Below are 18,413 nucleotides of genomic sequence, written 5' to 3' on the forward strand. Positions count from 1 at the left end.
AAAGGACATTTTCTATGAAGATCATTCTGGTGGGCTGCGGCAAAGTCGGCACAGCGCTGGCACGTCAGCTCAGCGAGGAAGGCCACAATGTCACGATCATCGATACCAACAAGGCCCGTGTGGAGCATATCAGCGAATCCTATGACGTGATGGGCATTACCGGCAACGGCTCCTCCATCACAACGCTGTCCGAGGCAGGGATCGAGGAAGCGGACGTGTTCATTGCGGTCACCGGCTCGGACGAGCTGAACCTGCTCTGCTGCATGTTTGCCAAAAAGGCGGGCCACTGCCACGCCATTGCCCGTGTGCGCAACCCATCCTACAGCCATGAGCTGGACTTCATCAAAAAGCAGATCGGCATTTCGGCCATCATCAACCCGGAGATGGCGGCGGCGCGGGAGATCTCCCACCTGCTGCGCTTCCCCGGTGCCAGCAAGATCGATACCTTTGCGGAAGGCCGGGTGCGGCTGATCAAGTTCACCCTGACCGAGGCACAGGCACTGGACGGCGTGGCCATCCGGGAGATCCCCACCCGGCTCAAGAGCGATATCCTGGTCTGCGCCGTGGAGCGCGACGGCGGGGTCATCATCCCCAACGGTAATTTTGTGCTCCAGACCGGCGATCAGGTCACCTTTCTTGCAACGCAGGAAAAGGCCCACGCGTTCTTCCAGCGTATCCATCTGGCCGTGCGCCCGGTGCGCAATGCCCTCATCGTGGGCGGCGGTGCCATTGCCTTCTATCTGAGCCAGGAGCTGCTGGAAAACCATGTCCGGGTGCGGATCGTGGAGCGGGACCCCGCCCGCTGCGATGTGTTGGCCCAGGCCCTGCCCGAAGCACAGATCCTGTGTGAGGACGGCTCCAACCGCGAGTTCCTGCTCTCCGAGGGCCTGACCTCCACCGAGGCCTTTGTGGCCCTGACCAACATCGACGAGGAAAATGTTCTGCTGACCCTGTTTGCCAAGAAGCATTCCAACGGCAAGCTGGTCACCAAGATCAACCGCCTGGAATTTGACGATATCCTGGCCGGGCTTGATCTGGGCAGCATCGTCTACCCCAAGTACATGACCTGCGATTACATCGTGCAGTATGTGCGCGCTTTGCAGAACGAGGCAGGCAGCAACATCAAGACCCTGTACCGCATTCTGGACGACCGCGTGGAGGCATTGGAATTTACGGTCCATGAGAAGAGCCGCGCCACCGGTGTGCCCCTGAGCCAGCTCCACCTGAAAAAGAACCTGCTGCTCTGCTGCATCACCCGCGGCAATGAGATCAAGATCCCGCGCGGCGGCGATGAGATCCAGGTGGGCGACAACGTCATCGTGGTCACGCTGGAGCACGGCCTGCATGACCTGCGGGACATCGTGGAAGATTAACGGAGGCGCGGCATGAATTATGCAATCGTTCTGCGGCTGCTGAGCTACATCCTCTATTGCGAAGCCGCGCTGCTCCTGCTGCCTGCCATGGCCAGCCTGATCTACGGTGAGTGGATGGTGCTGGGCGTGTTCCTGCTCACGGCAGCGCTTTCTGCGGTGGCGGGCGCTCTGCTCCACCGCATCAAGCCCAAGAGCCAGATCTTCTATATGCGGGAGGGCTTTGCCACCACGGCGCTCTGCTGGCTGCTCATCAGTGTGGTGGGCGCGGTGCCCTTTGTGCTCACGGGCAGCATTCCCAACCCGGTGGATGCCATGTTTGAGACCGTTTCCGGCTTCACCACCACCGGTGCCAGTATCCTGCCTGCTGTGGAGGACCTGCCCAGGGGCATCCTGTTCTGGCGCAGCTTCACCCACTGGATCGGCGGCATGGGCGTTCTGGTGTTCCTGCTCTCCCTGCTGCCCCTGACCGGCGGCTCCCATGTCAACCTGATGAAAGCCGAAAGCCCCGGCCCGCAGGTGGATAAGTTGGTGCCGAAGGTGCAGTCCACGGCAAAAATTCTGTACGGCATCTACTTCCTCCTGACGGTGTTGGAATTCATGTTCCTGATCGCCGGGCGGATGCCGGTGTTTGAAGCCCTGCTGACCTCCTTTGGCACAGCGGGCACCGGCGGCTTCGGCTTCCGCAATGACAGCTTTGCCAGCATGTCGCCCTATATCCAGTGGGTCGTGACCATCTTTATGATCCTGTTTGGCGTGAACTTCAACGCCTATTTCCTGCTGCTGATGCGCCGCTTCCGCCGCGCTGCCGCCAGCGAGGAGGTGCGCGCCTACTTTGTGATCATCGGTGTGGCTGTGGTCATCATCACGGCCAACATTTACAGCATGTACAACGGCTTGGGCGAGGCCCTGCGCCACGCCGCCTTCCAGGTGGGTTCTATCATCACCACCACCGGTTTTTCCAGCTGTGATTTTGACCTGTGGCCCACCCTCTCCAAGGAGATCCTTGTCATGCTGATGTTTGTGGGTGCCTGCGCAGGCAGCACCGGCGGCGGCATAAAGGTCAGCCGCCTCCTGCTGATGGGCAAGACTGTGGGCAAGGAGCTCAAGCAGGCCCTTCACCCGCAGGTGGTGGCCCCCGTCCGGATGGACGGCAAGGTGGTCAACCATGAGACCATCCGCGCCACCAATGTCTTTGTGGCCGCCTACATCTTCATCTTTGCGGCATCCTTCTTCCTCATCAGTCTGGATGGCTTTGACATGGTGACCAACTTCACCGCCATTGCCGCCACGTTGAACAACATCGGCCCGGGCCTTGCCCAGGTGGGCCCCATGATGAACTTTGGCAGCTACTCCAACCCCGCCAAGCTGGTTATGATCTTTGACATGCTGGCGGGCCGTCTGGAGATCTTCCCCATGCTGGTGTTCTTTATGCCGGACACCTGGCGGCGGTTCTGAGCAAAATAACAAAGCGGATGCGCTCCTACCGGAACGCATCCGCTTTTTGCTGTATCAGGATTCCTGCGGCTTTTTCCCCAAGAGCGCCGCGCCGCTCAGCACGATGACCCCGCCCAGCAGGGCAAGGCCTGCACCGGCCTGCCCGAAGGCATCGCCGACGGCACCCACCAGAGGACTTGCGGGGATCATGAGCAGACTGTAGGCCATGCTGTCCACGCTGATGAGGGTAGCCCGCTGGTCACTGGGAATGGCGTCGTTCAGCTTCTGTCTTTCATGCAAAAGGTACACTTCCAGTGCGCCCTGCACCAGCATCATGCCGAACAGACCGCCCCACGCGGGGGCAAGGCCCACCAGCAGCGTGCCGACGCCGCAGAGCAGGGCGCAGACGGAGTAAAACCGCCGCATGGAGCGGAACCGGACCCGGCGGCCCACTTCAGCGCCCAGCACACAGGCAGCACCGCCCAGCAGCAGGGGAAGGAAGAGCAGCTCCGTGGGCCAGCCCAGCTCAACGAGCCGCTGCTGCAAGAACATTTTGGTCAGGTAGCTGGGCACCGAGACGACGGCGCTGGAAACGATGAGCTTGGCCGCCAGCGGCGTGGTGCGCAGGATGCTCAGGCTGTTGCGCGCCAGTTTGGTGAACTGGCCGGGCAGCGCGCGGAGGGTCTGCTTTCCCCGGCTGGCCTGTGCCTTGGTGACGATGGGCTCCTCCATCAGCGCAAGGGCGGCGGTGGAAACGCCCTCGAACGCAGCGCTCAGCAGGTAAAAGCCCGCAAAGCCGAGGAAGCGCTTCAAAAGGCTGGCCAGCGAACCTATGGCGTTGGCCAGCATGGAAATCTGGGAACTGTTGGCGGAGACTTGGATGTACTCGTCCTCGCGGCCCTCGGTCTTCAGGCTGTCGTAGACAAGGGCTGTGAAGGTGCCGGAAAACATGGTCATAGCCAGCGCGCTCAGCCCCATGGCAAGGCAGATGGTGAACAGGTTCGGCGCAAAAGCCATCAACAGATTGCAGGTCACGGTCAAGACTCCGCCGGACAGGAGGGTCTTCCGGCGGCCCAGCAGGTCTGCCGCCATGCCGCTGGGCACTTCGCAGAAGAGGCTGACGATGTGATACACGCTTTCGGCCAGGCCGATCTCCCACAGGGAGAAGCCCCGGGCCGCCAGCAGGGCCACCCATACCGCATCCGTGATGCGCAGACCGGAGAAAAAGTCGGAGATGTAAATGCAGCGAAGCTGCTGTTTCAAGTTGAGATTCTGATTCATGGGGAGCACCCTTTCTATTACAATGGATAGGACTGTGTGCCCATTTTCAGGCAAAACAAAAGCGCCCCACAGCAAAGCTGCGCGGCGCTGAAAATCATGCTCCACGTCTTGCTGAAAGGTTTCCTCGATTTGGCTCCTCTATGAGGGGAGCTGGCTGCGCCAGAGCGCAGATGGAGAGGTTTTGTTTCCAATAAAAGGGTACACTTCGAGCCGGAACGTATTAAATCTGACCTTTTTTGAAAAAGATGCAGCCATTCCAACCCATCTGGGTGTACCCTCCTTTCAGTAAAACGTTACGCTTACAATACCATACTTTCGGCCAAAATACAAGCAAAACCGTAAAATTCAGGGAAAAAGTGCCGCCCTGGCTTGCAAACAGGCCCAAAGTGTGGTAAGATGATATCCGGTTATGAAACCTGAATATCTTGAAAACGCAGCGACGGAGAGAGTACGCACGCAGTTCCACAGCAAAGAGAGAAGCTTCACCGGCTGAAAGGGCTTCCGCGTGGGTGTGTGCCGAAGTTCGCTCCTGAGCGGCCTGCCCGAACGGCTTCTATTAGGGCAGGACGGTGCGCCCCGTTACGGCGTTTGAGAGCCGCCCTTGTTTGTGCAGGGCGGAAACCGGGTGGTACCGCGGAGCATTGGATTTGCAAAGGCTTCGTCCCTTTTGTCCGGCCAGAAATGGCCCGGCAGGGGACGGGGCCTTTTTTGCTGCCCCGCTTTGAAAACACGAACTGAGAAGGAGAGAATTTCCATGCAAGCAATGATCGACGAGCTGGCCAAACAGGCCGCAGAGAGCCTCGGTCAGGTCTCTTCCAAGGAGACGCTGGCCTCGTTCTGGCAGGAATATCTGAGCAAAAACGGCAAGATCCCCGCGCTGATGAAGAATCTGCGCTCTGTCGCGCCCGAAGAGCGCCCCGCCATGGGCAAGATCATCAACGAGCTCAAGCAGAAGGTGCAGGCAGACTACGATGCCGCCGCTGCCAAGGTGAAGGAGGCCGAGCTGGCCGCCCGCAACGCCGCTGAGACCGTGGACATCACCCTGCCCGCCAAGACCCGCACGGTGGGTGGTCTGCATCCCCTGACGCTGGTCACCAACCAGATCATCGACGTGTTCTCTGGCATGGGCTTTGCCGTGGCCGACGCACCTGAGATCGAGGACGACGACCACAATTTCACCCGCCTGAACGTGCCCAAGGATCACCCCGCCCGCGACATGCAGGATACCTTCTACCTGTCCGACGAGTTCCTGCTCCGCACCCAGACCTCCGGCGGCCAGATCCGCACCATGGACAGCCAGAAGCCGCCCATCAAGGTGCTGATCCCCGGCCGTGTGTTCCGTTCCGATTCCGATGCCACCCACAGCCCCATGTTCCACCAGATGGAAGGCCTGGTCGTGGATAAGGGCATCACCCTGGGCGACCTGCAGGGCGCGCTGAACACCTTTGTGCAGAAGCTGTTCGGCAAGGACACCCGCACCCGCCTGCGTCCCTCTTACTTCCCCTTCACCGAGCCCAGTGTGGAGGTCGATGTCAGCTGCTTTGAGTGCGGCGGCAAGGGCTGCCCCCTGTGCAAGCACACCGGCTGGATCGAAGTTCTGGGCGGCGGTGTTGTCAACCGCAAGGTGCTGGAGAACTGCAACATTGACCCGGATGAGTATTCCGGTTTCGCCTTCGGCATTGGCATCGAGCGCATCGCCATGCTGAAGTACGGCATCAACAACATCGGCCTGATGTTCGAGAACAACCTGCAGTTCCTCAAGCAGTTCCATGAATAAGAGGGGAGAGAACAGACAATGAAAGTACCTTTCAGTTGGTTAAAAGAATTCGTTGATATCGACGTTACCGCTCAGGAGCTGGAGGAGAAGCTGTTCTCCTGCGGCTTTGAGGTGGAAGAGCTGATCCCGCTGGATGCAGGCATCAGCAAGGTGGTCGTTGGCAAGATCGTGGAGATGGAAAAGCAGGAGGGCACCCACCTGACCAAGTGTGTGGTGGACTGCGGTGACTACGGCCACGATATCCGCATCAGCACCGGTGCCGCCAATATGAAGCTGGGCGACTGTGTGCCCGCCGCTCTGGATGGCTCCACCCTGCCCGGCGGCATCAAGATCAAGGCCCGCAAGATGCAGGGCGTGGAGTCCAACGGTATGCTCTGCTCCGGCGAGGAGCTGGGCCTGAACGACGACCTGTTCCCGGGCTCTGAGGTCTATGGTCTGCTCATCCTGCCCGAGGATTCCGTTCCCGGCACCGACATCGCACCCGTTGTCGGCCTGGATGACTATATCTTCGATATCTCCATCACCGCAAACCGCCCCGACTGCCAGTCCGTGCTGGGCATTGCCCGCGAGGTCGCTGCCATTCTGGACAAGCCCCTGCACATGCCCGCCATGGATTATAAGGCTGTCTGTGAGCCGGATGCTCCCATCACCGTCCAGGTGGAGGCCCCTGACCTGTGCCCCCGCTATATGGCGCATTACGTCCGCAACATCCGCATGGGCGAATCTCCCCGCTGGATGAAGCGCCATCTGGCCCTGTGCGGCCTGCGCTCCATCAGCAATGTGGTGGATATCACCAACCACACCCTGCTGGAAATGGGCCAGCCCATGCACGCCTTTGACCTGAACAAGGTCGCCGGCCGCACCATTGATGTGCGCCGTGCCCACGAGGGTGAGAAGATCGTGACCCTCGATGAAAAGGAGTTCACCCTGAACCCCAACAATCTGGTCATCTGTGATGCCGAGAAGCCGGTGGCTCTGGCCGGCATCATGGGCGGTGCCAACTCCGGCATGGATGAGAACACCACCAGCCTGCTGTTCGAGTGCGCCACCTTCGCCCGTGACTGCGTCCGCAAGACCAGCCGTGCCCTGGGCCAGAACAGTGATTCTTCTGCCCGCTATGAAAAGGGTGTGGACCGCAACTCTCCCGAGCTGGGCCTGGCCCGTGCCCTGCACCTGATCCAGGAGCTGGACTGCGGCGATATCACCACCCTCGAGTATGACCTGACCGATGGCCGCCCGCTGGAGCGCAAGCACATCGTGACTACCCCTGCCAAGATCTGCGGCGTGCTGGGCATCACTGTGCCCGAGCAGACCATGATCGATATCCTGCAGCGCCTGGAGTTCACTGTGGATGTGCAGGCCGATGGCAGCTGGGATGTGTCTGCTCCTCTCTACCGTGAGGATGTGGAGAGCTTCCCCGATCTGGCGGAGGAGGTCATCCGTGAGTACGGCTATGACCACATCAACCCCACCTTCCTGAACACCGCCTCTGTCACCAACGGCGGCCTGAACTATGCACAGAAGCAGCAGCTCAAGACCAAGCGCCTGCTGGCTGCACAGGGCTTCTATGAGGCCTCCACCCTGGCCTTCTACTCCAACGCGGAGCTGGATATGCTGCACATCCCCGCTGAGGATGCTGCCCGCAAGGCCATCCGCATCCTGAATCCCATCAGCGAGAACCTGTCCATCATGCGCACCCTGCTGACCCCGTCCATGCTGAATGTCATCGTGGACAACCTCAAGAAGGGCAATGCCGAGGGCCGCCTGTTCGAGATGGCTCCCGTCTATCTGGCCAAGGAGCTGCCCATCAGCGAGCATCCCCACGAGCGTCAGACCCTCTGCATTGGTGCCTTTGGCCCCGAGGAGGACTTCTTCACCGTCAAGGGTGCAATGGAGGCGCTGGCCGCAGGCTTTGACCTGACCTTCACCTACGAGCGCGAGACCACCCCGTGGCTCCACCCCGGCATCAGCGCCGCTGTCTACTGCAACGGCAAGCGTCTGGGCGTGTTCGGTAAGCTCTCCAATGAGATCAACGGCGAGCTGGAGATCGCAAAGGACCAGAAGGACAGCCAGAACATCTATCTGGGTGAGCTGGACTATGAGGCTCTGATGTCCTGTGTGGACGGTGAGCTGCGCTATAAGCCGCTGAGCCCCTACGCCGCTGTCAAGCGTGACCTGGCCCTTGTCTGCGAGGAAAAGGTCACCTGCGGAGAGATCGAGGACACCATCAAGAAGGCAAGCTCCCTCATCACCGAGGTCAAGCTGTTCGATATCTACCGCGGCGCAAACCTGGGCGAGGGCAAGAAGAGCATGGCCTTCTCCCTGACCCTGTCTGACCCCAGTGCGGAGATCTCCGCTGAGCAGGTTGAGCGCACCGTCAAGAAGGTGCTGGGTAACCTGAAGTTCAAGCTGGGCATTGAGATCCGATAAACGGTGATCTATACACAACACTACAAGTCTCCTCTGGGCGGCATCCTGCTGGCCTCTGACGACACAGGCCTGACCGGCCTCTGGTTCGAGGGGCAGAAATACTTTGCCCGCACCCTGGATGCGGTGCATCAGGAGCAGGAGACCGCCGTGCTCTCCGAGGCCAGACGCTGGCTGGATGTTTATTTCGGCGGGCAGGAGCCGGACTTCACCCCGCCGCTCCATCCCGCTGGCTCTGCCTTTCAGCAGGAGGTGTGGGTGCTGCTGCGCCGCATCCCCTGCGGCCAGACCACGACCTATGGTGCACTGGCAAAGCAGCTGGCTGCAGAGCGCGGCCTTTCCCGGATGTCTGCGCAGGCTGTGGGCGGGGCTGTCGGTCACAATGTGATCTCTATCATCATTCCCTGCCACCGCGTTGTCGGAACAAACGGCAGCCTGACCGGATATGCAGGCGGCATCGATAAAAAAGCCGCGCTGCTGAGACTGGAAATGAAAATGACGCTGTAAGAAATGCAGCAAATGAAAAATCCGAACCTTTTCCCGATGGGAAGAGGTTCGGATTTTTCTTGTGTGGTGGAGGCGATGGGAGTCGAACCCATGTCCGAAAAGAGTTCAGCGTAGGTGTCTCCGGGTGCAGGCGATCAACAACATTCCCTCCGCGTCACGCCGGTCGCCAGGCTAACGCATTGGTAGCTTCATGAGTTCCTGCCGGTCCGCAAAGCTTAGGTCCGTTCAGGTGCTGTGTCTAAAGGACGCCCCGGCCCCACACGACACAAGAGTGGGCGGAACGCGCAGCACTCAGGCTGCGAGCAACTGATAATTATTGTTGTCAGTTAATTTTTTGGAGGAGTTTAGAGCAGATCCCCCACTGCTACCCGCTGCCCAGGCCTCGCTCCCCCCGTCGAAACCTTTACGCCCCCATAAAACACACCTTGCGGTGTGGGTAAGCTTTGAAGTTTCCGGGCAGGAATGCTGCCTGAAATCAATAGTAAACGCCGTTGGATTTAACGGCCCGGTCGATGGAGCGCTTGGCATCGCGCTTGGCGGCATCTGCGCGCTTATCATAGAGCTTTTTGCCCTTGCACAGGCCCAGCTCCATTTTGACGCGGCCATGCTTGAAGTAGAGCGAAAGCGGCACAAGAGTGTAGCCCTGCAGCTTGCACTGCTGGTGCAGCCGTCGGATCTCATTCTTGTGGGCCAGCAGCCGCCGCACCCGCATGGGGTCCTGATTGAAGATGTTGCCGTGGTCGTAGGGGGTGATGTGCATTCCCTTGACCAGCAGCTCGCCGTCCTCAATATCGACCCAGCTGTCTTTCAGATTCACGCCGCCGGCACGCAGGCTCTTGACCTCAGTGCCTTTCAGCTCAACGCCGGTCTCCAGCGCTTCCAGAACGAAATACTCGTGGCGCGCTTCCCGGTTTGTGGCAATCGTCTTGGTTGCCGGACGCTCTTTGGTCGGTGCCATTCCGCGCGCCTCCTTTCTATCGCTTTGGTATCGTTACGTTAGTATATCATATTTTTGTGGATTTTCAAGGTCACTTTTTGAAGAAACTGTAAATCTTTCCCGCAAAAAGCGCCTTACAGCTTTTTATAGCCCGCCGGTTCGTCCGCTGTACACCGCCGCTCCATCAGGTAGGTGTCCAGCCAGCGGCCGTGGCAGTCCCGGGCAATGCGCTCCCGGCGACCCACCACGCGGAAACCGCATTTCAGGTGCAGGCCCCGGGAGGGGACGTTGTCCTGCAGCACCGTGGACTGCAGCGTCCAGTACCCGGCCTGTTCGGCCTCACGGCAGAGCGCTGTGAGCAGGTGAAAGCCCAGTCCCTTGCCCCGGAATTTCTCCCCGACATAGATGCTCACCTCGGCCACGCCGCGGTAGCACCAGCGGGGGTCTACCCGATGCAGGGCTGCCCAGCCGGCTACGACCCCATCGTCCAGCACCACCAGCCGGCATTCCCTGGCATGGGATGCGTCCCAGGCGGTGTAGGGCGGGCAGTTGGTCTGGAAGGTGGCGTGCTCGGTGGCAATGCCCTCCAGATATATTTTGGACACGGCAGTCCAATCCTCCGGCATCATGGGCCGGACTGTGATCTCACTCATATTCCTATCCTGACTGGAGCCGCAGTGCTCCGGTTTCCCCTCATTGCGTGTGCAATATCTTTTTTCAGTATAGCAGAATCTGCCGCAAATCACAATGGAAACCTGTTCACCTCAGACCGGGCAGAGTGTCCGGAATCTGAATACCCGGCCCCCGGAAGCGCGGAGATCACAACGCATGGATTTTGTGGGCAGATTTGTTTTGACAATACCGGCGGGTGTGATACAATAGAAAAAAACCAACCGGTGCCGCCTGTGCAGTCTCATATTATAGTCCTCTGTGTGGGAAAATGCAATCAGGGCGGTGCCGGGGGAAAGGAACGGAACATGAAACAGGCAAAACGAATCGTTGCGATGGTGCTGTGTCTGCTGGCACTGCTGGCCCTGCCCGCCGGTGCCGTGATGGAAAAGGGAGAGCCCAACATCACGGCCCAGACCACCATGAAGGAAGTGCGCAGCAACCCGGGCATCAAGAACTCCGGCTTCTACACCTACTCGCAGGATAAGGACTGCCCGCCGGGTCAGGCCCTGTGGGAGATGACCACTGTGGAGGGCTACACCAACGAGTATGTGGCCGAAGGCTGTGCCAAGGGGCTGAATCTGGTCATTGAGAACTACAACAATGGCGTTCAGGTCACCCACTCGTTCTACACGGATGTGGAAAAGGCGGCGGACCGCACCAAAAACAACACCGGCCTGTTCTATTTCCCGGCCAAGGCCGAAAATGCCAAGTTTGCGCTGATCCTGGCTGGCAGCGGTGCCAATGAGAGCGCCGAGCTGGAGGAGGGGGCCTGCACGGCCTGGCAGCTGCATGAGCTGGGCTATGCCGCCTTTATTCTGCGGTATCGCGTCTGGACGGATGCTTCCGATGACGCTCCGCTGGAGGACATCGGCCGGGCCATGCAGTACATTGAGGAACACGCTGCGGAGTTTGGCATCCAGCCGGAGCAGTACGCCATCGTGGGATATTCCATGGGCGGCCACCTGACGGGCCTGTTCGGCACGGAATCGGTGGGGTATAAGCATTACAATGTGCCCAAGCCTGCCGCCCTGCTGCTGGGCTACCCCATCAACGATATGACCTATATCAAGCCCATCTACCATGTCATCCAGGATATCGGCGCGTACGGCCCCAAATACTATACCCGGAACCTTTCGGATGAGATCACGCCGGATTATCCCGCCACCTATCACTGGCACGGCGTGAACGACACACTGCTGAAAGAGCTGGTCTACTGGCGGCAGGGACCGCAGCTGGAAGCTGCCCTGCAGGCCAATCACGTCAAGCATGTTTACCGGGTGTTCAACAATGCACCTCACGTCTGCGGCATCGGCACAGGAACAGATGCCGAGAACTGGCTGGTGGAAGCCACTGCTTTCTGGGAAGAGCAGTGCGCCTGAGAGAAAGGATGAAACAGGATGAGAGATCTGAATGAAGCATTTGTGCATCTGAACGTCGGTCTGCCCGATGATGTGGAGCGGCTGAAGGCCGCAGGCTATTACAAAGAAGCCATGGCACGGATCGATGAATATCTGGCCGAGGACTGGACGGAGACCCAGAACAGCCCCCGCAGTCAGGGGTTGGAAATGCCGGAGTATGAGCAGCCCGCCAACCCTGTGCCCCACGGCGTGGACGCGCTGCGGGATGCCCTGCTGGTGCAGAAGGAGATCATGTGCCGTCTGCCGCAGGAATACTGCTGGAACGAGGCACAGGCCGTGGCCCGGATGCAGGGCCTTGTGCGGGATTTCACGGTGGAGGAGTTCCGCCAGCTGGTGCATGATGGCCGGGTGGACTGGCGGTTCGTGGAAGGGGAGAAGCACTACCTTGACCGCTTTGCCGAGACGCTGATCGCCACCCACGCCGACCTTGCCGCCCGTCAGCTCGACCCGCCCGCCCCGGCTACGCTGGCCCGGGAGCGCCGCCGCCGCATCCATGACCAGATGGAGCGGGAAGGGCAGGCCAGTGCCCGCATCACGCTGAAGACCAGCGTGGGAATGTCGGATGAGGCCTTTGCCGCCGCTCTGGCCAAGGCAAAGGCAGAGGGCCGGGAGAGCGTGCACGTCCGCGCCTGGCTGCCCATCCCAGCGGAATGCCTGGCCCAGAGTGAGATCGAGCTGCAGAGCTTTACCGAGCAGCCGGGCCGCATCGCCGATGCAAACGCCCCCCAGCGCACGGTCTGCTGGGAGGCTGACCTGACCGAAAACCGCCGCTTCGGGGTGCAGTACCGTTACAAGACAACGGCAGTCTATGCCGACCCGCTGGACTTTGTGCCCGCACCGGAACAGCCGACCTTTGATACCGAGGAGCAGGCCCCGCATATCGTGTTTACGCCTTACCTGCGGGCGCTGGCCGCACAGCTGACCGAAGGAATCACCGACCCGGCGGAAAAGGCAAAGCGCATCTATGATTACGTTACCCTGAACGTGCGGTATCACTATCAGCCCGCCTACTTTGTGCAGGACTGCCTGCCCGACCGCTGCGCGCGGGACCGGCGCGGTGACTGCGGCATTATGGCCCTGACCTTCATCACCCTCTGCCGTCTGGTGGGCATTCCGGCCCGCTGGCAGAGCGGCCTGTCGGTGTCGCCCACCGGTGTGGGCTGCCACGACTGGGCCATGTTCTACATTGCCCCCAAGGGCTGGATGTATGCCGACTGCTCGTTTGGTGCCTCCATGGCACGGCAGGGTGAGGAAGAGCTGCGCCGCCACTACTTCGGCAATCTGGACACCGGGCGCATGGTGGCAAACCGCGCCTTTGAGGCACCCTTTGACCCGCCGATGTACGGGTTCCGTTCCGACCCCTATGATAACCAGTCGGGCGAGTGCGAGGTGGACGGCGTGGGCCTTTATGGCGATGCGCTGGATACCCGGAAAGAATTGGTCGATTTCGAGGACTTATAATCAATGGAATTTTTAGCTGGATTGTACACCCTGCTGCTGGTCACCATCTGCCTGCTGCTGGCGGTGGTGCTCTGGAAACTGAACAAGCCCCGGAACGGGGGAGACTACGAGGAGCTCAAGCGCTGGATGCAGCAGCAGCTCGATGCACAGGCAAAAGACTTTGCGGCCAGACAGGCGGCAATGGCGGAGCAGAATTACACCGCCATCCGCAGCGTCAGTGAGACGCTGCAGACCTCAGTGCAGAGCATGAGCACCACGCTGGCACAGGGCCAGAGCGGCCAGCAGCAGATCCTGACCCAGCGGCTCCAGAGTCTGGAGGCCGCCAACACCCAGAAGCTGGAAGAGCTGCGCAAGACCCTTGCGGAAAACATGACCGCCCTGCAGGCCGAGAACGCCAAAAAGCTGGATGAGATCCGCCACACCGTGGATGAGCAACTGCAGGATGCCCTGCAGAAGCGGGTGACCGAGAGCTTCAAGGCTGTGAACGACCAGCTGGAACAGGTGTACAAGGGGCTGGGCGAGATGCAGAACCTTGCCGCCGATGTGGGCGGGCTGAAGCAGGTGCTCTCGGGCGTTAAGACCCGCGGCATTCTGGGTGAGATCCAGCTGGGGGCCATTCTGGAAGAGATCCTGGCTCCGGAGCAGTACGAGACCAATGTGGCCACCATCCCGGGCAGCACCCAGCGGGTGGAATATGCCATCAAGATGCCGGGCACGGACGGCGGCACGGTCTGGCTGCCCATCGACTCCAAATTCCCCGGCGATACCTACGCACACTTGCAGGATGCCCAGGCCTCCGGCGATGCGCAGGCGGTGGAGAATGCCCGCCATGCGCTGGAGCTGGTGCTGCGGAGCGAGGCAAAGGATATCCGGGAAAAGTATGTGGAGCCGCCCTACACCACGACCTTTGGCATCCTCTTCCTGCCTTTTGAGGGGCTGTACGCCGAGGTGGTGAACGCCGGTCTGCTGGAGGTGCTGCAGCGGGATTATCAGGTGAACATTGCAGGCCCCAGCACCATGGCAGCCCTGCTCAACAGCCTGCAGATGGGCTTCAAGACCCTTGCCATCCAGAAGCGCTCCGGCGAGGTCTGGCAGCTGCTGGGTGCCGTTAAGACGGAGTTCGACAAGTTCGGGCAGGGACTCTCCAAGATGCAGCAGCGCCTGCGCCAGACCGATGAAGAGCTGGACAACCTCATTGGTGTCCGCAGCCGGGCCATCAGCCGCAAGCTCCGCAGTGTCCAGAGCCTGGATGATGCCAGTGCGGCAGCCCTGCTGGAGCTGGACACCGAGCCCGGCCGGCCGGTGGCAGCAAGACTGCCGGAGGAGCTTGAATAATTCTTAACAATGTGCTATACTAGGAACCGTTCTTAGTATTATACTGCCGCTTTTCCGGCACAGCAATATGGATAGAGAGGATGTCTGCTATGAGCGTGAAAAAGATCAGCGAAGCCATTCTGGGCGTGGGTGTGGACGATACCACCATTGACCTGTTCGAGAGCCAGTACCCGGTGCCCACCGGCGTGAGCTACAATTCCTATGTCATTCTGGACGAAAAGACCGCCATTCTGGATACGGTGGACAACCGTGCCACGGAGCCCTGGCTTGCCAACCTGACCGAGGCACTGGCCGGACGCAAGCCGGATTACCTGGTGGTCAGCCACATGGAGCCTGACCACGGTGCCAATATCGCCAGACTGGCCGCCCTCTACCCGGAAATGCAGGTGGTGGGCAACGCCAAGACTTTCCTGTATATGGATCAGTTCTTTGGGGCGGATGCCGTTGCCAAGGAGCGCCGCGTGGTGGTGAAGGACGGCGAGAGCCTGAGCCTGGGCACCCACACCCTGACCTTTGTGCTTGCCCCCATGGTGCACTGGCCTGAGGTCATGGTGAGCTATGAGAGCAGTGAAAAGGTGCTCTTCTCTGCAGACGGCTTTGGCCGGTTTGGTGCAGTGGCCAGGTTTGACGAAAACGCCGACTGGGCCAGCGAGGCCCGCCGCTACTACCTGAACATCGTGGGCAAGTACGGTCCGCAGGTGCAGGCTCTGCTGAAAAAGGCCGCCGCGCTGGATATCGCCACCATCTGCCCCCTGCACGGCCCCGTGCTGACCGGCGATCTGAGCAAGTACCTGAACTACTATGACCTGTGGTCCAGCTACAAGGCTGAGGAGCCGGAGAAGATCCTGGTGGCCAGCGCTTCCATCCACGGCCACACCAGAGCCGCCGCCCACACCATGGCTGAGAAGCTGCGCGCCAAGGGTGCCAAGGTGGTGGAGATGGATCTGACCCGCACCGATGTCTCCTATGCCGTCACTGAGGCCTTCCGCTGCGGCCGGATCGTGCTGGCCTGCGCCACCTACGATGGCTTCCTCTTCCCGCCGATGGAGAATCTGCTGACCCACCTCAAGACTAAGAACTTCCAGGGCCGCACCGTTGGCCTGATGGAGAACGGCACCTGGGCCCCCATGGCTGCAAAGCTGATGCGTGCCGAGCTGGACGGCATGAAGAACATCACCGTCTGTGATGCCGTTGTGACCATCCGCTCTGCCGCCAATGCCGCCGCTGAGGCACAGATGGATGTGCTGGCTGACGAGCTGCTGGCAAAGTAACGAATCGACTCCCATAAAAACGAACGAACGCCTGCCGAGTGAGAAAAGCCCGGCAGGCGTTCGTTTTGTTTATGCGGGAGGTATAGCAGAGTAGCATCTTCGCACAGGGGTAGGCGGCAAAGTCTTTTTTGTGTGGAGTTCGCCTTTCTTTGTCAGAACAAATCGTACTGCTTCATAGTTTCAGCTTTTCGGGAATCATGCTTCTCGTAGTAGCCGATCAGGGTGCCGCTTGCATTCCGCAGGGCTACCATGTAGACATCGCGGTCGTGCTTTGCGTTGTGATAGGTATAGACGATGTTGTGGCTGGCATCCGCCGCGAACCACTCGACCACCTTGCGGATGGCTTCCACCGAATGGGGGTTGTGGCAGTTCAGCAGGCTTTTGCCCAGCAGGGCGGCTCCGCCGTATTTTTTGTAATCCACCACGGCGGCAGGGTTCATATAGAGGATGGTGTGATCCAGGTCGCAGATAACCACGGCCTCGCGGTCCTGGTCGATGATGCTTTTGAAATAGGCGTTCAGGTCTGCCATGATGTTGCTCCTTCTTTATTCTTATCCAGCGCGTCGAACTGTTTGACGATCTGGGGGTCTTTCAGCTTGATGACCTTGCCGGTGAGGTAGTGCAAGGTGTTCTCCTCCGGGATATCCAGGAAGCTGATGCGGACGGCGCAGAGAGCCTGCGTCCGGGTGCCGGTGCGCTCGTTCATCTTGCGGTTGCCGTATTTGATATCTCCCAGCACCGGCTTGCCCAGGTAGGCCAGATGCGCGCGGATCTGGTGGGTGCGGCCCGTGACCAGGCCGATCTTGCACAGGGCAAAAGGCCCGGCAGTGCGCAGCACGTCCACATCGGTGATGATCTGCTTGCGGCGCTCATCCTGAGATTGGTGGGCATGGATGCTGACCTTGTTGTTCTTTTCGTCGTGCTCCCACCAGGCCGTGAATCGCCCGCTCTGGGGGATGCCCACGGTGATGGTGTAGTATTCCTTTTTGAGCAGGTCGGTGCGGATGATCTCGTTCATGTCCCGCAGGGCGGCGTAGCTCTTGGCAGCGATGACAAGGCCCTCGGTGCCGCGGTCCAGCCGGTTGCAGATGCCGGGCTTGAAGCGGTTCTCACCGCCCGCATCGTACTCGCCCTTCTGGGCCAGATACTGGGTGAATGCGTCCACAAGGTTGGCATCGCCGGTGCGGTCGCTGTGGCAGAGCAGATGGGTGGGCTTGTACAGCACGGCAATGTTCTCGTCCTCATAGATGACGGTCACCTTGGGCTGGTTCTGCTGCTTTTTGGGGGCAGGCTTACGGGCTGCAGGCTTTGCACCCTCGGGCGGGAAGAATTCATCGTTGATGTACAGCTCAATGAGGTCGCCCGTCTTGAGCCGATCCTCGGGTGCGCCCTTTTTGCCGTTGACCTTGACCCGCTTGTTGCGGAAGCTCTTGTACAGCAGGCTGGTGGGGAGATCGCGCGTCACGCTCTGGACAAAGCGGGAAAGCCGCACGCCCTCGTCGTTTGCGGTGGCAGTGAATTGTTTCATAAAATCGTTCCTTTTGTTGGATGAAAGACAAGCCCTCTCCGTCTTTGCTTCGCAATGCCACCACTCCTGATAGGAGAGGAAAGACACGTTTCTTGGCTCCCCTATCAGGGGAGCTGGCGCAAAGCGCCTGAGAGGTTTTCTCTATAATAAACCACCCTTTCTTTGAAGTCAACGCAGAATATTTCCTGTGCCCCCTTGTGTTTTGCTGAAAAAACGGTACTATTAGAGTAATAACGCAAAAGGAGAACGACCATGGCGAAGGAAAGCAGCCAGCATACGGGGCACCGCCAGCGGATGCGCGCCCGGGTGGAGCAGTACGGACTGGAAAGTCTGGAACCCCACGAAGCGCTGGAATATGTCCTTTATATCACCAACACCCGCAAGGACACCAACGGCCTTGCCCATGTCCTCATAGACCGGTTCGGAGACTTTGCCGGGGTGCTGGATGCCTCCGAGGAGGATCTGCTGACGGTGGAGGGGGTAGGCCCCTCTACCGCCCGGATGCTGCATCTTTTGCCGCAGGTCGGCAGATACTATACCCAGTGTGCGGTAAACGGCAAAAAGTGCATGAAGACCACCGACCAGCTGGTCGAATACCTGATGGCACAGTTTGCCGGGACTGTGCAGGAACGCGCCCTGCTGGCTGCGCTGGATGGCCGCAGCCGCATCAAGGGGCTGTTCTGGCTGCGGGACGGCACCAGCGACCGGGTGAGTCTGGAGATCAAGGATGTGGTGGCGGCAGCCCTCAAGGGCGGTACCGACAGTGTGGTGCTCTGCCATAACCACCCCAACGGCGTGGCCCTGCCCTCGCGGGAGGATCTGATGGCCACCGAGAACATCGTCCGGGCACTGGGGCTGGTCAAGGTGCATCTGCGGGATCATATCATTCTGACCGAGAGCGAATATTTCTCCATGCGGGAGGCCAACCGCCTGCCGTTCTACGATTTCCAGACCGGGGAGATGCTCAGGCCGTATTGATATTATAAAATAAT

Annotated in this window: 15 protein-coding genes, 1 other RNA gene and 1 other annotated feature; of the genes, 10 read left to right on the top strand and 6 right to left on the bottom strand. The window is 59.9% G+C overall.

All coding sequences use genetic code 11. The annotated features are described in order from the left end of the window. Positions 1-14: 14 nt before the first annotated feature. Together trkA and D3F01_RS04665 are read left to right on the top strand one after the other, a co-directional pair. Positions 15-1,373, top strand: a complete 1,359-nt coding sequence (gene trkA / locus D3F01_RS04660; RefSeq protein WP_242886225.1) for a Trk system potassium transporter TrkA — start codon at positions 15-17, stop codon at positions 1,371-1,373. Positions 1,374-1,385: 12 nt separating this feature from the next. Next, positions 1,386-2,828: a TrkH family potassium uptake protein gene (locus tag D3F01_RS04665; RefSeq protein ID WP_117533332.1), complete on the top strand. Its 1,443-nt coding sequence runs from the start codon at positions 1,386-1,388 to the stop codon at positions 2,826-2,828. Positions 2,829-2,882: 54 nt separating this feature from the next. Here D3F01_RS04665 and D3F01_RS04670 read toward each other — a convergent pair whose 3' ends face one another. Further along, positions 2,883-4,088 carry an MFS transporter gene (locus D3F01_RS04670; RefSeq protein ID WP_242886227.1) on the bottom strand — a complete coding sequence of 402 codons (1,206 nt, stop codon included), beginning with the start codon at positions 4,086-4,088 and terminating at the stop codon, positions 2,883-2,885. A gap of 427 nt (positions 4,089-4,515) precedes the next feature. Then, positions 4,516-4,757: a binding site (T-box leader), on the top strand. Between the two features lie 85 nt (positions 4,758-4,842). On the opposite strand from D3F01_RS04670, the gene pheS reads away from it, so the two are divergent. The 3 genes from pheS to D3F01_RS04685 are packed head-to-tail and all read left to right on the top strand — an operon-like array spanning position 4,843 to position 8,799. Continuing rightward, positions 4,843-5,865, top strand: a complete 1,023-nt coding sequence (gene pheS, locus D3F01_RS04675) for a phenylalanine--tRNA ligase subunit alpha (RefSeq protein WP_005930972.1) — start codon at positions 4,843-4,845, stop codon at positions 5,863-5,865. An 18-nt stretch (positions 5,866-5,883) separates the two neighbouring features. Beyond that, on the top strand, positions 5,884-8,295 hold the full coding sequence (gene pheT / locus D3F01_RS04680; protein WP_242886230.1) for a phenylalanine--tRNA ligase subunit beta: 2,412 nt from the start codon (positions 5,884-5,886) through the stop codon (positions 8,293-8,295). A 3-nt stretch (positions 8,296-8,298) separates the two neighbouring features. Continuing rightward, positions 8,299-8,799, top strand: coding sequence for a methylated-DNA--[protein]-cysteine S-methyltransferase (locus tag D3F01_RS04685; RefSeq protein WP_242886232.1), 501 nt, complete (start codon positions 8,299-8,301; stop codon positions 8,797-8,799). Positions 8,800-8,863: 64 nt separating this feature from the next. Here D3F01_RS04685 and ssrA read toward each other — a convergent pair. The 3 genes from ssrA to D3F01_RS04700 form a co-directional block, all read right to left on the bottom strand. Next, positions 8,864-9,212, bottom strand: a transfer-messenger RNA (tmRNA) gene (ssrA, locus tag D3F01_RS04690). 62 nt (positions 9,213-9,274) lie between these two features. After that, positions 9,275-9,757, bottom strand: coding sequence for an SsrA-binding protein SmpB (smpB, locus tag D3F01_RS04695; RefSeq protein WP_005930963.1), 483 nt, complete (start codon positions 9,755-9,757; stop codon positions 9,275-9,277). A gap of 113 nt (positions 9,758-9,870) precedes the next feature. Further along, complete coding sequence (locus D3F01_RS04700; RefSeq protein WP_242886234.1) at positions 9,871-10,389, bottom strand: GNAT family N-acetyltransferase; 519 nt, start codon at positions 10,387-10,389, stop codon at positions 9,871-9,873. A 324-nt stretch (positions 10,390-10,713) separates the two neighbouring features. Here D3F01_RS04700 and D3F01_RS04705 point away from each other — a divergent pair, with 324 nt between their 5' ends. The 4 genes from D3F01_RS04705 to D3F01_RS04720 all read left to right on the top strand — a co-directional run bounded on the left by D3F01_RS04705 (position 10,714) and on the right by D3F01_RS04720 (position 15,893). Further along, positions 10,714-11,787, top strand: a complete 1,074-nt coding sequence (locus tag D3F01_RS04705) for an alpha/beta hydrolase (protein WP_242886236.1) — start codon at positions 10,714-10,716, stop codon at positions 11,785-11,787. 18 nt (positions 11,788-11,805) lie between these two features. Further along, the gene (locus tag D3F01_RS04710; RefSeq protein ID WP_242886238.1) at positions 11,806-13,287 is read left to right on the top strand and encodes a transglutaminase-like domain-containing protein; all 1,482 of its coding nucleotides are present in this window, start codon (positions 11,806-11,808) and stop codon (positions 13,285-13,287) included. 3 nt (positions 13,288-13,290) lie between these two features. Then, entirely contained in the window at positions 13,291-14,622 is a 1,332-nt protein-coding gene (gene rmuC, locus D3F01_RS04715) for a DNA recombination protein RmuC (protein ID WP_227611906.1), read from the top strand. 89 nt (positions 14,623-14,711) lie between these two features. Beyond that, positions 14,712-15,893, top strand: a complete 1,182-nt coding sequence (locus D3F01_RS04720; protein ID WP_215666103.1) for an MBL fold metallo-hydrolase — start codon at positions 14,712-14,714, stop codon at positions 15,891-15,893. A 152-nt stretch (positions 15,894-16,045) separates the two neighbouring features. Here the strand turns inward: D3F01_RS04720 and D3F01_RS04725 are convergent, their stop codons facing one another. Both D3F01_RS04725 and D3F01_RS04730 read right to left on the bottom strand, forming a co-directional pair. After that, entirely contained in the window at positions 16,046-16,423 is a 378-nt protein-coding gene (locus D3F01_RS04725) for a PAS domain-containing protein (RefSeq protein WP_242886247.1), read from the bottom strand. Beyond that, complete coding sequence (locus D3F01_RS04730; RefSeq protein WP_242886255.1) at positions 16,411-17,421, bottom strand: RluA family pseudouridine synthase; 1,011 nt, start codon at positions 17,419-17,421, stop codon at positions 16,411-16,413. Before D3F01_RS04730 ends, D3F01_RS04725 begins: the two co-directional genes overlap by 13 nt. A 252-nt stretch (positions 17,422-17,673) precedes the next feature. On the opposite strand from D3F01_RS04730, the gene D3F01_RS04735 reads away from it, so the two are divergent. Then, a complete protein-coding gene (locus tag D3F01_RS04735) occupies positions 17,674-18,399 on the top strand; it encodes a JAB domain-containing protein (protein WP_242886257.1) in 726 nt (241 codons plus the stop codon). The last annotated feature ends 14 nt before the right edge of the window (positions 18,400-18,413 follow it).

Origin of the sequence: Faecalibacterium sp. BCRC 81149, from assembly GCF_022750605.1 — a bacterium.
Classification (GTDB): Bacteria; Bacillota; Clostridia; order Oscillospirales; family Ruminococcaceae; genus Faecalibacterium; species Faecalibacterium duncaniae.

What these genes read in the sequence shown, in the direction of transcription:
- trkA (WP_242886225.1), top strand. Translation starts at nt 15, where the DNA reads ATGAAGATCATTCTGGTGGGCTGCGGCAAAGTCGGCACAGCGCTGGCA.
- D3F01_RS04665 (WP_117533332.1), top strand. Translation starts at nt 1,386, where the DNA reads ATGAATTATGCAATCGTTCTGCGGCTGCTGAGCTACATCCTCTATTGC.
- D3F01_RS04670 (WP_242886227.1), bottom strand. Translation starts at nt 4,088, where the DNA reads ATGAATCAGAATCTCAACTTGAAACAGCAGCTTCGCTGCATTTACATC.
- pheS (WP_005930972.1), top strand. Translation starts at nt 4,843, where the DNA reads ATGCAAGCAATGATCGACGAGCTGGCCAAACAGGCCGCAGAGAGCCTC.
- pheT (WP_242886230.1), top strand. Translation starts at nt 5,884, where the DNA reads ATGAAAGTACCTTTCAGTTGGTTAAAAGAATTCGTTGATATCGACGTT.
- smpB (WP_005930963.1), bottom strand. Translation starts at nt 9,757, where the DNA reads ATGGCACCGACCAAAGAGCGTCCGGCAACCAAGACGATTGCCACAAAC.
- D3F01_RS04700 (WP_242886234.1), bottom strand. Translation starts at nt 10,389, where the DNA reads ATGAGTGAGATCACAGTCCGGCCCATGATGCCGGAGGATTGGACTGCC.
- D3F01_RS04705 (WP_242886236.1), top strand. Translation starts at nt 10,714, where the DNA reads ATGAAACAGGCAAAACGAATCGTTGCGATGGTGCTGTGTCTGCTGGCA.
- D3F01_RS04710 (WP_242886238.1), top strand. Translation starts at nt 11,806, where the DNA reads ATGAGAGATCTGAATGAAGCATTTGTGCATCTGAACGTCGGTCTGCCC.
- rmuC (WP_227611906.1), top strand. Translation starts at nt 13,291, where the DNA reads ATGGAATTTTTAGCTGGATTGTACACCCTGCTGCTGGTCACCATCTGC.
- D3F01_RS04720 (WP_215666103.1), top strand. Translation starts at nt 14,712, where the DNA reads ATGAGCGTGAAAAAGATCAGCGAAGCCATTCTGGGCGTGGGTGTGGAC.
- D3F01_RS04725 (WP_242886247.1), bottom strand. Translation starts at nt 16,423, where the DNA reads ATGGCAGACCTGAACGCCTATTTCAAAAGCATCATCGACCAGGACCGC.
- D3F01_RS04730 (WP_242886255.1), bottom strand. Translation starts at nt 17,421, where the DNA reads ATGAAACAATTCACTGCCACCGCAAACGACGAGGGCGTGCGGCTTTCC.
- D3F01_RS04735 (WP_242886257.1), top strand. Translation starts at nt 17,674, where the DNA reads ATGGCGAAGGAAAGCAGCCAGCATACGGGGCACCGCCAGCGGATGCGC.